At 43.9% G+C, this 14,622-nt stretch carries 13 protein-coding genes and 1 riboswitch; of the genes, 3 read left to right on the top strand and 10 right to left on the bottom strand.

Annotated elements, in window-relative coordinates:
- Window positions 1-3 precede the first annotated feature (3 nt).
- The 7 genes from E1163_RS27420 to E1163_RS27390 all read right to left on the bottom strand — a co-directional run bounded on the left by E1163_RS27420 (window position 4) and on the right by E1163_RS27390 (window position 8,947).
- Window positions 4-2,613, bottom strand: a complete 2,610-nt coding sequence (locus E1163_RS27420; protein WP_155176476.1) for an ATP-binding protein — start codon at window positions 2,611-2,613, stop codon at window positions 4-6.
- A 508-nt stretch (window positions 2,614-3,121) separates the two neighbouring features.
- The gene (locus E1163_RS27415) at window positions 3,122-3,775 is read right to left on the bottom strand and encodes a phosphoadenylyl-sulfate reductase (RefSeq protein WP_155176474.1); all 654 of its coding nucleotides are present in this window, start codon (window positions 3,773-3,775) and stop codon (window positions 3,122-3,124) included.
- 8 nt (window positions 3,776-3,783) lie between these two features.
- Window positions 3,784-4,368: a precorrin-2 dehydrogenase/sirohydrochlorin ferrochelatase family protein gene (locus E1163_RS27410; protein WP_155176472.1), complete on the bottom strand. Its 585-nt coding sequence runs from the start codon at window positions 4,366-4,368 to the stop codon at window positions 3,784-3,786.
- Complete coding sequence (gene cobA, locus E1163_RS27405) at window positions 4,358-5,110, bottom strand: uroporphyrinogen-III C-methyltransferase (protein ID WP_155176470.1); 753 nt, start codon at window positions 5,108-5,110, stop codon at window positions 4,358-4,360. Before cobA ends, E1163_RS27410 begins: the two co-directional genes overlap by 11 nt.
- Window positions 5,107-7,233 carry a HEPN domain-containing protein gene (locus E1163_RS27400; RefSeq protein ID WP_155176468.1) on the bottom strand — a complete coding sequence of 709 codons (2,127 nt, stop codon included), beginning with the start codon at window positions 7,231-7,233 and terminating at the stop codon, window positions 5,107-5,109. Before E1163_RS27400 ends, cobA begins: the two co-directional genes overlap by 4 nt.
- Before the next feature lie 165 nt (window positions 7,234-7,398).
- On the bottom strand, window positions 7,399-8,577 hold the full coding sequence (locus E1163_RS27395) for a trans-sulfuration enzyme family protein (protein ID WP_155176467.1): 1,179 nt from the start codon (window positions 8,575-8,577) through the stop codon (window positions 7,399-7,401).
- 22 nt (window positions 8,578-8,599) lie between these two features.
- Window positions 8,600-8,947 (bottom strand): 4Fe-4S binding protein, encoded by a 348-nt coding sequence (locus E1163_RS27390; protein ID WP_155176465.1) that lies wholly within the window; start codon window positions 8,945-8,947, stop codon window positions 8,600-8,602.
- A gap of 272 nt (window positions 8,948-9,219) precedes the next feature.
- Window positions 9,220-9,345, bottom strand: a riboswitch (SAM riboswitch).
- Window positions 9,346-9,614: 269 nt separating this feature from the next.
- Here E1163_RS27390 and E1163_RS27385 point away from each other — a divergent pair.
- A complete protein-coding gene (locus E1163_RS27385) occupies window positions 9,615-10,664 on the top strand; it encodes a M42 family metallopeptidase (protein ID WP_155176463.1) in 1,050 nt (349 codons plus the stop codon).
- 27 nt (window positions 10,665-10,691) lie between these two features.
- The gene (locus E1163_RS27380; RefSeq protein ID WP_185156232.1) at window positions 10,692-11,327 is read left to right on the top strand and encodes a carboxypeptidase-like regulatory domain-containing protein; all 636 of its coding nucleotides are present in this window, start codon (window positions 10,692-10,694) and stop codon (window positions 11,325-11,327) included.
- A gap of 52 nt (window positions 11,328-11,379) precedes the next feature.
- On the opposite strand, the gene crcB is transcribed toward E1163_RS27380, so the two are convergent.
- The gene (gene crcB / locus E1163_RS27375; RefSeq protein WP_155176459.1) at window positions 11,380-11,760 is read right to left on the bottom strand and encodes a fluoride efflux transporter CrcB; all 381 of its coding nucleotides are present in this window, start codon (window positions 11,758-11,760) and stop codon (window positions 11,380-11,382) included.
- A 3-nt stretch (window positions 11,761-11,763) separates the two neighbouring features.
- Entirely contained in the window at window positions 11,764-12,207 is a 444-nt protein-coding gene (locus E1163_RS27370) for a hypothetical protein (protein WP_155176457.1), read from the bottom strand.
- 237 nt (window positions 12,208-12,444) lie between these two features.
- On the opposite strand from E1163_RS27370, the gene E1163_RS27365 reads away from it, so the two are divergent.
- On the top strand, window positions 12,445-12,933 hold the full coding sequence (locus tag E1163_RS27365; RefSeq protein WP_155176455.1) for a DUF6232 family protein: 489 nt from the start codon (window positions 12,445-12,447) through the stop codon (window positions 12,931-12,933).
- An 85-nt stretch (window positions 12,934-13,018) separates the two neighbouring features.
- Here the strand turns inward: E1163_RS27365 and E1163_RS27360 are convergent, their stop codons facing one another.
- Complete coding sequence (locus E1163_RS27360) at window positions 13,019-14,062, bottom strand: hypothetical protein (protein WP_155176453.1); 1,044 nt, start codon at window positions 14,060-14,062, stop codon at window positions 13,019-13,021.
- Window positions 14,063-14,622 lie beyond the last annotated feature (560 nt).

The following is a 14,622-nucleotide window of genomic DNA, read 5'->3' as shown; positions in this document are numbered from 1 at the left end:
GCTTTATGCTGCTGATTCGGATATACTCTTCTGAATGTTGGTAACCTCAGCTTCTATCACCGGTTTGATTTTACTGTAATTGTCATTAATGTCCCTCACCAGCCTGCTTACCTTGCCGAGGTCTTGGCCTTGCTGACTTTCAACTTCTACCTCCTTGAGATCGGCCATCAAAGTGTTGAACCCCAGGTGACGGCACGGAGGGATCATTTTGTGCGACTTGCCCCTTAACCTATCCCAGTCCTTGTCGTTCAGCGCGTTGTTCAGGTCTTTAAGGTCAATGTCAAAATTCTTGATAAAGATGTTGAGCATGTTTACCACAAAAGCAGGATTCCCGTTGGACAGTTCCTGAAGGTCTTCGATGTTCAGGGTGTCAATCTGTTCAGGGATATTTTCTGCGGGTGTATTTTCTTCCGTAGCTATACCCAATGTCTCTGTTATTTTAAGGAACAGGCTGTTTTGGGTGAAAGGCTTTAGCAGGTAGCCATTCATGCCATGCGCAATACAGTTTTCAGCTTCTTCTTTTGATGCCGCCGCAGTCAGCGCTACTATGGGCGTATGGCGATCGTGCTGGCTTTCAAATTTCCTGATCTGCCGGGTTACTTCCAATCCACTCATTTCCGGCATCTGCACATCCATAAATATCATGTCGTACTCGTGCTCTTTAATATTGTTGATGGCCTGTTTGCCGGAGTTCAGGAGTGTGCTGTTTATTTTCCATTTGTCAAATATGACCTTAATAAGCTCCAGGTTAAACTCCTGATCATCTACTACCAGGATCTTTTTACCTTCCAAAGGAGCGTAGCATATCGGGGTTTTGGTCTGGGTTTCTTTCAGGTCTTCCCGTTTACCGACTTTGTACATCAGCTCCACGGAAAATGTTGTCCCTTTATCTTCTTCACTATCTACGAAAACTGCACCATTATGCAGGTCTGCAATCTTCTTCACAATTGATAAACCAAGTCCGGTACCGCCATATTTTCTGGTCGTGCTGGAGTCGGCCTGGGCGAAATTTTTAAAAATAGAATGGAGTTTGCCCTTCGGAATACCTATGCCAGTGTCGGACACAGACAGTTTTAGCCTCACCTGCTCATGCTCCGCTGGCTGCTGGCTTACAGTTATATTAATTTGTCCGGCAGGTGTAAATTTTATGGCATTGCTCACCAGATTGATCAAAATTTGTCTGAACCTTACCGGGTCTCCAAGCAATACTTCCGGCACATCCTCATCTATTTGATAGTGCAGTTGCAGCTTTTTCTTTTCTATCTGATTTTGGAAGGTGCCAATTACATCGCTGATATTTTGCTCTACGGCAAAGCAGATCTCTTCAAGGGAAAGCTGTCCTGATTCCAGCTTGGCATAATCAAGGATGTCATTGATTATGGTCAGCAGATGGTCACCCGAATGGTGAATGCTTTTGAGGTATTTGCGCTGTTCCGGGTTCAGGGCGGTATACTCCAGTTGCTCGGTATAACCTATGATGGAGTTGAGCGGAGTACGGATCTCATGGCTCATGTTAGATAAAAACTCTTCCTTGACCCTGGCCAGTTTTTCAGCACGCTCTTTTGCTTTCCTGAGTCTCTCCTTGTTTTTTTGGTTTTTGGAGATATCATTGATGATGATGAAAAGCAAAATGGCAAAAATGATCAGCGCGATGATCCAGGTCAGGCTCATAATGTAAATAGCTTTGTCCGTGGCCTTCTGGGCCGCCTCAGCGCGATTGACGGAAATGGTCTTTTCCCGGTCTTCGATTTTATTGGCCATCTTCCTTATTTCCTTCATGAGGTTATTATCGCGCAGGGTGAGGGCCAGCTCCTGCTCCCTCACGGCTTTGATATTCTCGTTCCTTTCCTGCCCTATTTTTGATATGATCTGACCAATATCGCTGGAGTTAAGATCATTAGGGGAGTTGGGAAAGATGTAAGGCCTGGAGCTGCTTCTTTGTGCAGTGGTATCAGCGGTATTGCCGGTCTGAGATTCTTCTTCCGCCAAAATGCCCTGAGATTCTTCTTCCGTTTCCTGAGGCTTGTCATCACTGCCACCGCCAAAGATCCTTTGAAATATAGAGACCTTCTTTTCCTGCTGCTCAGGCTCAGGGATCTCAACTTTTTTTATGCGGTCATAAGTTTCGTCAGGCTCAAAGCTGTTGTTTTTGACGATCGGCTGGGGTATAGAGTCCTTCTCCCTCAGCCTGGCAATATTTTCCAGTACCCGCTCAAGTACCTCCTCTGCATCCTGGTCTTTTTTGATGTCAATAAGCTGCTTAAGTATACTGTATTTTTTTTCTATCAATACCTGTAGCGAATCGATCATTTTGAGCTGTTCCTTATTCTTCGTGAGCTCGTAAAGGCCATTGATTTTATTGTCTATGGTGGAGATGGACTCATAAAAAGGTGTCAGGTTTTCAGACTCCCGGGTAATGGTGTATGTCCTCACGCTGTTTTCTGCGTCAGAAAGGTCACCGAGTATTTCCTTAAGCGCAATCAGCTTAGGGTTGGGCTGCGACTCCTTTTTAATAGATACTATAAGTTGGGTAAGCGTATCCTGCCCCACAAATCCTATTACCGTCAGAGCTAAAAGTGCAAGAGCAAAGGTTAAAATAATTTTACCTTTCATAAAAATCGTTTGCTGAGATTGATAACCTACGTTTAATCCTTCTACAAGATGTATTCCATCTTAAGGTTAACGCATTTTTTTACATTTGAGGCTATTCAAGTCGTTATTTTATTTTCAATTTGACAATAGTTTTCAAAATTGAAAAAAAATACCTGATGGCATCCTGTTATCATTGATCAGGGCATTAGCGTCTTCTTGTTCTTCTAGAACAATACGGAGAAGGAAAGGTTTCAAAGGGCATGGTGAACGTGAAGGCGGATCAAGTTGAAAGCCTTTGAGCAAACAAGTCGGAATATAAAGCTTGCAACGTAAAGCTTACCCATGAACCTGGTAATGTTCGCTGTTGCTGATTTATTCCAGTTTGCCCAACCGCTTTTGCAGATTGCTATTGACGGGATGTCCGTCAACCACAGATTCAAATGTTAGTGTCTCCCTGGAAAATGCGACCGATCCATGAAGGCTGCCCTTTAAAACGTAATGGGTTTGTAAGTATAGGTTTTATCTTGGTTTATGCATGCAGGCCACACTCTGTTTTGGCCATATCCGCCCAGCGTCCGCTTCTTCCTGCTCCTTTTTTTGTACAGTTAAAGCAGCCAATAGAACTATACCCCTGCCCGGTTAACGGGTGGATGGGAAGTTCGTGGATAAGCTGATAAAGCGCCACCTCCGAAGGTGACATATCAATCAAAGGGTGGAATTTAATAAGTTCGTCTTTAGGTTGAAATATATCAATGTTTTTACGATTCTCATTTTGATAAGCCATCAAACCTGAAATCCAGAATTTAAATGATTTCTTGATCTGGTCAAGGGGTTCTACCTTATTAATGTAGCAGCACAGATCAGGATTGTATTTCCAGGTTTTGTTATCATGAGTGAATTTGTTCTTGTTGCTTCTGGCTTTAACATTTATAACATTGAGATCCAGTTGCCGGATCAGCCGGTCTTTAAAATCCAGCGTTTCATCAAAGTGAAAGGTGGTGTCAATGAAATAAATAGGATGCCCGGGCTGTATTTTGTTGATCATGTGCAACAGTACAACTGACGTGCTTCCAAAGGAAGAAGTAACAAGGATTTCCGATGACGGATGGCTTTGAAAGAGCTTTTTTAGCCGTTCTTCCGGCGACAACGACTCGTACTCTCCATTTGCTTCTTGTATATTCATAGGGGTCATTACTTTGAGACTAACTCTTTGGTCTTATCATTCAATATTCTCACTTTCTCTGAAAAAGAAACTTTCAGGCTGTTCCTGATCTTGTTCAGATTGTTAACCAGTTCATTGGTTTCATCAGGGAGTATGTCTTCCAGTACTTCCCTGAAACGCTTGGCAAAAGTTGGCGACTGACCGTTGGTAGAGATCCCGATCTTTAAGTTGCCTTTCGTTACGGTAGACCCGAGATAGAAATCACAGAGGTCAGGAGTATCGGCTACATTGGTCAGTATGCCCTTGGCCCGGGCCATGCCATAAATCACGGCATTAAGGTCACGGTTATTGGTAGCCAGTATCAGCATTTGAATGCCGCAATGCAGGTCGCTCGGTAAAAAGGCTCTCTGGTGCAAGGTGATGGTGTCAATACCACTTACACGTTCCTTGATCTCATCGCTGATCTCGCGCCCTATCAGTATAATATTGGCTCTCGGATCATTTTTAAGCAGGGCATTGAGCTTTTCCAGTGCCACATTCCCGCCACCCACAATAAGGGTTTTGATTTGTCTTATTTTTAAGAAAATAGGGAAGAGGTTGTTTTTAGAGTCCATCCTTTCTTGCTTTTATTGGTGCATATACATTAAGATACTCATTGACAGATTCACCGATCACGATCAGTGCCGGAGCAGGGATTCCTGCGCTTTTCTCTACAATAGAATCCACCGTGCCTGTAACTACCTGGGCAGTAGGTAGTGATCCCTGTGATATAATGGCTACCGGAGTGTCGTTCTTTTCCAGCGACTGGTAGATTGAAACTATCTCAGGCAACTTGCCCAGACCCATGAAGTAAACGACAGTAGCCGAAGACTGGGCTGCAAGCCGCGCATCTGTGGATAGCTTTCCATTCTTATTGGTAGCCGTTACCACCCAAAAGCTCTCGTTTACGCCCCTTGTTGTCAAAGGAATGCCATAATATCCCGGCAAATTGAGGCTTGAGATGCCTATTACCACATCAGTATGGATGCCGAAGGCTTTAGCATAGTCAATCTCTTCTTTGCCCCGCGCAAAAATCAGCGGATCACCACCCTTGAGACGTACTACATGCTTGCCCTGCAAAGCATGCTCAACGATAAGCTGGTTGATCTCGTCCTGGGTGGAGCTGTGGCTTCCAGCCCGTTTGCCAACATAGATCTTTTCGCAGGTGCTTACAGCATATTTCAGCAACTGCTTGTTGATCAGTGCATCGTATAGCAGTACTTCTGCCGATGCTATGGCTTTCACGCCTTTTATGGAAATGAGGTCCGGATCTCCTGGTCCGGCCCCCACTAATGTCAATTGTCCTGTTTTGCTCATGCTTTGTAGTAGTTAGAAATTACCTCTTTTTCTTTTCCGTCCCGCGTTTCTTCTTTTCTCAGGGCTACCGCCTTTTCGAAGAAGTTTTTGGCCTGCTCGTTGTATGCCTTCGCAAATGCAGGCTCCGGAATGTTCTGATTGATCTGTAGTACAGTGGCTTCAAAATCAACCTCCAGTGCCAGCGCTTCGAAATGCTCCGCAAAGTCTCTGATGATACCAATGTGCGTATTGCAATGCACATCCCTGCTCAGCAGTAGTGCTTTGGCTGCAATCACAAAGGTGCTGTAGCTATGATAAATAGAGTCTGAGTAATAGCCATCTTCCAAAGCCTCACCTGAGTAATGCAATCTTTCCCCTGCATCATTGAATATGGTGCTTACCACATCGAAGCTTACACCGGCACATTCTCCTGTTCCTATTTCAGGTACAAAAGCTTCGGTTTCGCCCCAGTCCAGGTAGTCATCCGCGCCAAGCGCCTGTACATCGGCAAGGGATTTTAACAGGTTGTAGAAGTACATCTTACCTTGTCTCAGGTAATAGTAGTTGAAGTATTCCCCTTCCTCGGAGTTTGCTTCATAATCGTTCAACAGCCTTCTTACCGCTTCAGGTATTTTTTTGGTAGGCAGCTTAATGACCTTGTCAGCAATAAAGCCACGGCCGTACTCATCTATACCGCCACCCAGTACCACCTGGAGTGCAGGAATAACCGCTGCCCCATTTTTGATAGAGCTGCCATGAAAACCAATGTTGGCGATCATGTGCTGGCCGCAGGAGTTCATGCAACCGCTTATTTTGATATGAATATCGGCATCGGCAATCAGGGAATGATATTCATCGTAGATCAGTTTTTCCAGCTCCGCAGCCACACCGGTGCTATTGGTTACACCCAGGTTACAAGTGTCAGTTCCCGGGCAGGCGGTCACATCTATGATGGTGTCGGCTCCTGGTGCTGCCAACCCCAAATGATCAAGCACATAGTGCAGGTAGGGGAGGTATTCTTTTCTGGCAAACTTGAGCAGCAGACCCTGGCCAACAGTTACCCGGATATCGTCCGCGATATAACCTTTGGTAAGGCGCACAAGCTCACGGGCTTTTTCAGCATGGATGTTGCCCAATGGCAGTCGTACTTTTATGGCATAAAAATCTTTTTGTTTTTGTTCAAAAACGTTGGTGTCAAGCCACTCCTGGTATTTTTGCTCATTCGCAATGCTTACTTCCGGTGTTTCCAGTTTTTCAGGTATATCCACATGTATGGCCTCTGCCTCTACGGGATAGCTCTGGAAAGCATTGGCTGTCTGCTCCTGCTTCACAAGCTCTAAGAATTTCTCCAGACCAATACCTCTTTTCGGCTCGATCAGGAATTTCATTCTGGCTTTATGACGCTTCTCACGTTCTCCATAGCGGTCGAACACCCTCAGGCCGGCTTCCATAAAAGGTATGATCTTATCTGCCGGAAGGAATTCGAAAGCAGTCTCAGCAATGAAAGTCTGTGCACCAAGACCTCCGCCAACTACTACCTTAAAACCTTTTACACCATCCTGGATCTTGGGTATGAACCCAAAGTCATGGATGTAGGTAAAGGCAGAATCTTTCTCGCTGGAAGAGAAAGCAATCTTTATTTTCCTTCCCATATCCTGGCATATAGGGTTCCTCAGAAAGAACTCAAATGCAGCATGGGCATAGACGGCAACATCAAAAGGCTCGTCCGGGTCAATGCCTGCAAACGGAGATGCAGTAATGGTTCTTACCGTGTTACCGCAGGCTTCTTTTGTGGTCACTCCTTTCTCTTCCAGTTTGGCCCACATTTCCGGGGTATCTTCCAGATGTACATAGTGCAACTGGATATTCTGCCTCGTTGTAGTATGTAAATTCCCGTTGGTATATTCCTCAGAAAGATCAGCTATCCGGATCAACTGGTCTCCGGTAAGTTTGCCGTAGGGCAACTTGATCCGGAACATTTGTACGCCAAGCTGGCGCTGCCCATACACTCCGCGAGCCAGTCGGAAAGCCTTGAAGCGCTCTTCCTGTATCTCGCCTTTTTTGAATTGTGATATCTTCTGCTTTAGCTCCAGAATGTCTTTCTGAGCCGCTTTGGAGATCTTTTGGTCTAGTACTATGCTCATATCACTGCTTTTTAAATTTTTTAATTTCTTTATAAAAAAGGCCTCTTCTGAGTATCCGGAAGAGGCCTTTTGGTGCTTTTTTATTCCTGACCGGATACAGTTATTCCTTTACATGCTTACAACAGATGCAACACATACAGAAAATGACGTTATTTAATGCTTGCCTCATTTTGATGCTCTCAATGCGTTTTCAATATCCTCCAGTATATCATTTACATTTTCCAGGCCCACTGAAATTCTCACCAATCCTGGCAGTATACCTACCTCAGCCCTTTCCTCATCGGTAAGTTTTGAATGGGTAGTGGAAGCAGGGTGCGTGGCTATGGTTCTTGAGTCTCCAAGGTTGGCCGTAAGTGACAGCATTTTAAGGCTGTTCAAAAACTTACGTCCCCTGTCTATTCCTCCTTTAACCACAAAGGTTACAAGTCCGCCACCCAGTTTCATTTGCTTTTTTGCCAGTTGGCTTTGAGGGTGGGAGCCTAAAAACGGGTATTTTACCAGTTCGAGCTCATCATGTCCTTCCAGGTACTCGGCAATCCTTATGGCACTGTCGCAGTGGCGGTCCATGCGCACGGCCAGTGTTTCAAGGCTTTTGCTCAGCAGCCATCCGTTGAAAGGTGACAGTGACGGGCCTGTGTGTCTGGTGAAAAACCTGATTTGCTCTATCAATTCTTTAGTGCCCAATATGGCTCCTGCGATAGTTCTGCCCTGTCCGTCAATAAATTTAGTGGCAGAGTGCGTCACCAGGTGCGCTCCGAATTTGGCAGGTTGCTGCAAATACGGTGTGGCAAAGCAATTGTCAACATTCAAGATCAGGTTATGTCTTTTAGCGAGGTCTCCCAGCCACTCCAGATCAATGATGTCCAGTGCAGGGTTAGACGGGGTTTCTACAAAGATCATTTTTGTGTTCGGTTTGATCTTTTTTTCCCAATCGTCCTGGTTATTGATGTCTGCGTATGAGTGCTCGATGCCCCATTTGGGGAACACCTGAGTAAAAAGCTGGTGTGTAGAGCCGAAAACAGATCTTGAAGCCAATATATGGTCGCCATTCTTCAAAAGTGCCGCCATGCTGGAAAACATTGCAGCCATTCCGGAGGCAGTGGCTATACCGTCTTCAGTGCCCTCCATAGCGCAAAGCTTACTGATAAACTCTGAGTTGTTGGGGTTTGAAAATCGTGTATAGATATTGCCATCCACTTCATCTGCAAAAAGTGCACGTGCCTGTTCGGCATCTTCAAAAGTGAAGCTGGAGGTCATATACAGAGGCACAGAGTGCTCTCTGAACCCTGAGCGTTCGCTCTGGTTACGTATAGCTTTGGTTTCAAAATGTTTGTATTCCGGCATATTCAATCTTCTCTGTTTTTATTTATGAGGCATGTAGCCACTGTTGTTTTTCTGATAATTCGTCTTCTGTCTCTTCATAATCCGGATCAGGTACGCAGCAGTCTACCGGACAAACGGCAGCACATTGTGGCTCTTCGTGGAAGCCCACACACTCTGTACATTTACCTGAAACGATGTAGAAAAAGCTGTCGGAAACAGGCTCCTGCTGCTCGTCTCCCGGGGTAACTGAGCCGTCTTCAAGCTCTACCTCCGTGAGGGCGGTGCCGTCGCTCCACGACCACTCTTCGCCACCTTCGTAGATGGCGGTATTGGGGCATTCTGGCTCGCAGGCCCCGCAGTTAATGCATTCTTCTGTTATTAGTAGTGCCATTGCTAATGTTAGGTTTTTAGGTATTTAGGGTTAAAATTTTGATTTGGATCAGGGAAAACGGCATATGCCTCTCCCCCGTGCGTTGAAGGGTATTAACGCACCTGTTGCTCTAGGGCCAAAGTGTAGGGGACTTTAGCCTAACAGGTACAACAACAACAGCAACAACAAATATTCATGTTGCTGAATTGTGAAATAATCATAGGAGATACCTGACCCTGCCGGCGATCTTGTGATTCTAAGTAAGATGAAATTGAATTGTTCATTTTTCAGTCAATTTATATTCTCCCATTTCGCCACCTGACGAACATTCGGGATCAGGATTTGGCACCTATATCACTTTTGATTGATGGTTGCCAGAGGGTCTTAGAGCCTGTCTCTCACCTCATTCTTTATAAATCAACTACTACAGAGTAGGTAATTGATGCTACAAATATAAAATTGTAAAAGTTAGAACTGCAAATTTTTCTCAAAGTTTATTTTTCATTTTGGAAGAAATGTCGGGAGGACAACATTTAAAATCACTGTAGGTGAAGGGGTTTTTCACGAAAGCGTATTAAAAAATAACAGAATTATTCCACATAATGTAAACGGATTTCTTCCTTTTTTAGGTAATATTGAATAAGCCGAATTTTTAAAGTAAAGAACTGATTAAACAAATAAAGTAGCTATGGGAATAGATGTTAAACTACTAAAAAAGATATGTGAGGCGCCGGGAGTACCGGGTTATGAAAGTAGGATAAGGAACCTTGTGCTGGAAGAGATAGAGTCGTTGGTGGATGCCGTGGAGGTTGATAATATGGGCAATGTGATAGCTTTTAAGAAAGGCATGTCCAGCGAAAAAAGGGCGATGGTTGCGGCACATATGGATGAAATAGGTTTTATTGTTACGCACATAGATGACCAGGGTTTTGTTCGCTTTACCACCCTCGGAGGGTTCGACCCGAAAACATTAACTGCTCAACGCGTTATTATCCATGGCAAAAAGGATGTTATGGGAGTAATGGGTACCAAACCGGTACATGTAATGAGTGCTGAGGAGAAAACTAAAATGCCCAAGGTTCAGGATTTCTATATTGACCTGGGTATGACTAAAAGTGAAGTGGAGAAAGTGGTAAGCATCGGTAATCCCATTACCAGGGAGCGTGAACTGATTGAAATGGGAGACTGTGTCAATTGTAAATCGATAGACAACCGGGTTTCGGTATTTGTACTGATCGAAACATTAAGGTCTATAAAGAAGTTACCTTATGATACATATGGTGTGTTTACCGTGCAGGAGGAGGTAGGTATAAGAGGTGCCAATGTGGCTGCCCATACGCTGGACCCTGATTTTGGGTTTGGTCTGGATACTACCATTGCATATGACCTGCCGGGAGCGCAGAGCCATGAAAAAGTGACTTCACTAGGGCAGGGTGCGGCTATAAAAATAATGGACGCTATGACAATATGTGATTACAGAATGGTAGATTACATGAAGGACATCGCTGAGAAATTTATGATCAAATGGCAGCCGGAGCTTCTTACTGCGGGAGGAACTGATACCGCCGGAATACAGCGCATGGGTAAAAGGGGCGCTATTTCTGGGGCAGTTTCCATACCCACGAGGCACCTGCACCAGGTGATTGAAATGGCACACAAGGAAGATATTGAAGGGAGCATTAAGCTACTGAAAGCGTGCCTTGAGTCACTTGATCAATACGATTGGTCGCATAGGTGATAATGTTAAAAATTTAAAACTATGGATATGAAGAGGTATTTCCCGGGTTTATTGATCATGCTGGCGTTACTAACCGGAGCTACTGCTTATGGCCAGCAGAAAATCCCTAAACCGGTTCGTGTAAGTGGGGTAGTACTCGATGCTGATGATCGTAGCGAAGTCCCGTATGCAAGCATCAGGATTGCCGGTACCATGTATGGAACGGCAGCCGACAACAATGGCTATTTCTCCTTATTCATCAATCCGGGAGATACCCTGGTTTTCACTTCCATAGGCTATAGGGATGCTGCTTTTATCATGCCCTATGATCTAGAAGCCGAGCAGTACTCACTGGTGCAATTGATGCGAAAGGAGACCGTAATGCTGAGCGAGGTTGTAGTATTTCCCTGGCCAGATGTCAAGACTTTTGAGAATGCCTTTATGGACGTGAAGCCGAAGCGCAATATGGATGATCTGGTGTTTGAAGTGCAGAGAGACATCAGGAAAACGGTCAATAACAATGAAGAGTATGAATACTATTACGACCAGATGCGATACAACCGGCTGTATGAGCTTCATGGCATTATTCCTCCCAACAACTTCCTGAACCCGATCAGGTGGTCCAATTTTATACGTGATGTGCGGCAGGGGGAGTTTAAAGACAATAAAAAGAATAAAAAGTAAAGTAAAAGAAAGGTTGATGGTCAGAAGCTGTCAACCTTTTTTAATTAAGCAATTATAGCATTGTTTTACCGACCCAGTGTCCGGCAAACACTGCCAAAAGGCCTAGAATCAGGCTTGCAAAAATGTAGATCAGTGCCGTAGGAATGAGCTTCTGATTGATAAAAAAAAGATTTTCGTAGGCGAAAGTAGAGAATGTGGTAAAGCTGCCGCAAAAGCCAACCGCGAGTAAAAGCCTCAAGGTGTCATTGGCAACGCTCGTTTTTAACATAAAGCCGGTGATGATGCCCAGTATAAAACTTCCAATGATATTCACACTTAGCGTACTTAGGGGATAAGCAGAGGGGAAGCGTTTATCGATTAGTACATAAGCCAGATAACGGGCGATACTGCCTGCAAAACCTCCAAGACCTACAATAAGTACATTTTTAAGCATGCCTTAAGATCGCATTTTTTTTGCACATTTCTTTTTCAGGTAATTGATCACTTTAGGGTAATCCGTGTGCTCCTGGTACGACAGCGACAGTTGTTTTTTGTCCTCAAACTGGATCTCAACTTCTTTATATGTACCCGTAGCTGTTTTTACCTGCGTTTCCTTCCAGTAATCTATATCTTTTATTCTGTACGATGTGCTTTTGAAGCGGGTAGGAAAGGTGATGTCCAGCTTTTCCTTACCTACGGTAATCACTTTATACCCGAATATCACCTTGGTTGCCAGACCGAGTGACAGCGGAAACAATATGATAACAATTACATACTGATACCAGGCAATAGAGCTGCTGCCGATCATAAAAGAAGCCGTGTAGATCGCTACGCCAAGGCTGATAGCGATGAACAGCCCGAGGGAAAAAAGAGTGCCTACTTTGGGTTTGGCTACTATCATAAGGCTATAATTTGCTGCAAAGAAACGAAAAGGAGAAAAAAAGGCATCTTTTTGTGGAACAAATTACGCGCATGTACCCGCCAAAACGCCAATATTTCAATAGGAACAAGCTCAATCGGGCGGCATTTATTTTGCTAATTCTTTTATGAGAGGTGTGATTGCAAGTAGAAACAGCACACACCCTAATGAAACATTTTGACATAGGTTAAGCAACTAAAAGAAATAAATATTAAAGACATGAAAGAGGAAGAAATAATATATACAGACGGACATGGCGTGAAGATCACCAGTGATAAATTTTACGCTGAGAAAGATGAGTACAACCTTGATGGCATCACAAAAATTGACCTTCAAAGGATACCGGCCAGCAATGCACCGGGGATAACATTGTTCATACTGGGTTTCCTTGCTATTGTAGCCGGTTCGCTGGATGTGTTTGCGAATATCAGGTATAGCGCTGAAGAGGCTATTTACGTTATCGATACCAATATGGTGTCAATCGGAATTGGTGTGGCACTTATTATCGGGGGTATCATATGGATGATTGTGGCTAAAGATAAATATGCTGTGGAAATAAGAACAGCAGAAGGTGAAAAGCAACCCATAGTGAGCAGAAGCCGTGAATACGCAGCATTAATAGTCACATCGCTCAAAAAAGCATACTTCAGATATGTAAAAGATTATGATTACAACAGAAGAAGACGCGATCGTGTAGTAGTAAGCTAAGTAAGTATACCTATAATTACCTCTAACCCAATAAGGAGCTTCCCGACTTTACCCGCAGCGGTTTTAGTTTGTTAAGCTCCTTATTTTATGGAAAATGGTAAGAGGGTTTCAGTTCCAGAACAGCATCCAGGCTTTTTTTCAATATTTCGCCCATCGAATTACAGCTTAAAAAGTCTCTGTTTTTATAGTGGCGGGCCAGCTCTTGTCTCAAAGAGTATACATTTTCCCTGGGAGATATTTCGTCTTCGGTCATAGCTTGCAGCAGCTCATCAATTTTGACTTTACTGGCCTTGAGCCTCGTGGCAATGAGCGAGCGCTCTTCTTTCTGGTACTGCTTTACGGTTTCCGGCGTCATGCACTTGATCCCGATTTCTATTAATGGATTGTTTTGCTTGAAGTACTGTGGCAGGTATATTGACTTCCGTCCTTCGTACGACTGCTGGTCAAAATCGATGGCCCTTATCCTGTAATCCACTTCCTCAAAGTCAGGAGTGATGTCTATTACAAAGTTGCTGGAGTGCATATCCCCAAGTAGCCTGACAAAGCACCGCTCATTAAACTTTACAAACTCCTTGGCAAGCCTGATCTTGTTGAGGTTTTTATCGTTGAGGTGGTATTTCATGAACTGGTCGCCGGGAATACCAATAATGTGCTCCTCAATAAGGGTGTCACCATCCACAAAGTAGCTCATGCGGTTGGGAGAGAGCAGGTGCTCCAGCTCCAGGCCATAGATACGCGAGGCATCCGCATTTTTAATATAGAAATAGTCAAAGTTATCATTAATCCTGTTGACTATCCTTACCCTGAACGGTTGCGTATTGCCATACACACATAGGTCAATGCGGTCAACAAACAAGTGCTCCATCACTGAAAGGTCACCATCCGCTTTGAGAATAGCATATATTTTTTTCAGGCTGTAGTGGATGTGTTTCATATCATCCTGTGGATAGAAAACAGATTCCCAAAGCGTGTCTTTATTGTTTTTATCCAGCAGAGGAATGGCATTGTCGTACCTGAGCAGGTCACTGTACTTAATGGGTAACTTTATCTCCCTGTCATTCTCAACAAGGTAAGCTCTTAGTGCCTTGCTGATCTTATAAATGCTTTTCTTCTTATCTATGATTGCCATCTGCCTCCTATTTCATTTTGTTGGTGAATATAGCGTTTTATTGTCTTTTGGTAAAAATGAGAGTCGTTCGTTCGAGACTTGCAAGTGAGATTATGTCTCTTTTTGGGATTAATTTCCCGATAAGGCTCATTTTTCCAAACTGTCTGTTTTATAAATCATTGATTTTCAGCTAAAAATAGATCTGGTGCCAATTGGTACACATGTTGAATATTCTAAAATATAAACAGAGACACTCATAAGGAGTTCTGGTCGGCAAAGGTCAGGTTCCCTTAAAAACATAAATGTTGGCGCATTAATAGTCTAAATAGTTGGTTTTTTTAGGCTTGGTCCGGCTCATAGAGTCGGGCCTTTTTTTATTTATGCAACTGAAGCTTACTACTGAAATCAGTAATCCGAACCTATTGCCATTTTGGGATCAAGAGGAAAACTTGGGGGGTAAAAGGATAAAACCGAAAGGTTGTATATCTAAAGATCGTATTGCAGGTAAGTGATTATGGTGAAAAATGGCACTAATGCGCTTATATCTTGTTATTTAGGCTGTTTGCCAACTGCCTTTTGCT

The sequence above is a fragment of the Fulvivirga kasyanovii genome, assembly GCF_009711405.1.
Lineage (GTDB): Bacteria > Bacteroidota > Bacteroidia > Cytophagales > Cyclobacteriaceae > Fulvivirga > Fulvivirga kasyanovii.
This window is presented reverse-complemented; position numbering and strand designations above follow the sequence as displayed.

Bases quoted from the DNA above. Each gene is read 5' to 3' on its own strand.
- E1163_RS27420 (WP_155176476.1), bottom strand. From the start codon at position 2,613: ATGAAAGGTAAAATTATTTTAACCTTTGCTCTTGCACTTTTAGCTCTG.
- E1163_RS27415 (WP_155176474.1), bottom strand. From the start codon at position 3,775: ATGAATATACAAGAAGCAAATGGAGAGTACGAGTCGTTGTCGCCGGAA.
- E1163_RS27410 (WP_155176472.1), bottom strand. From the start codon at position 4,368: ATGGACTCTAAAAACAACCTCTTCCCTATTTTCTTAAAAATAAGACAA.
- cobA (WP_155176470.1), bottom strand. From the start codon at position 5,110: ATGAGCAAAACAGGACAATTGACATTAGTGGGGGCCGGACCAGGAGAT.
- E1163_RS27400 (WP_155176468.1), bottom strand. From the start codon at position 7,233: ATGAGCATAGTACTAGACCAAAAGATCTCCAAAGCGGCTCAGAAAGAC.
- E1163_RS27395 (WP_155176467.1), bottom strand. From the start codon at position 8,577: ATGCCGGAATACAAACATTTTGAAACCAAAGCTATACGTAACCAGAGC.
- E1163_RS27390 (WP_155176465.1), bottom strand. From the start codon at position 8,947: ATGGCACTACTAATAACAGAAGAATGCATTAACTGCGGGGCCTGCGAG.
- E1163_RS27385 (WP_155176463.1), top strand. From the start codon at position 9,615: ATGGGAATAGATGTTAAACTACTAAAAAAGATATGTGAGGCGCCGGGA.
- E1163_RS27380 (WP_185156232.1), top strand. From the start codon at position 10,692: ATGAAGAGGTATTTCCCGGGTTTATTGATCATGCTGGCGTTACTAACC.
- crcB (WP_155176459.1), bottom strand. From the start codon at position 11,760: ATGCTTAAAAATGTACTTATTGTAGGTCTTGGAGGTTTTGCAGGCAGT.
- E1163_RS27370 (WP_155176457.1), bottom strand. From the start codon at position 12,207: ATGATAGTAGCCAAACCCAAAGTAGGCACTCTTTTTTCCCTCGGGCTG.
- E1163_RS27365 (WP_155176455.1), top strand. From the start codon at position 12,445: ATGAAAGAGGAAGAAATAATATATACAGACGGACATGGCGTGAAGATC.
- E1163_RS27360 (WP_155176453.1), bottom strand. From the start codon at position 14,062: ATGGCAATCATAGATAAGAAGAAAAGCATTTATAAGATCAGCAAGGCA.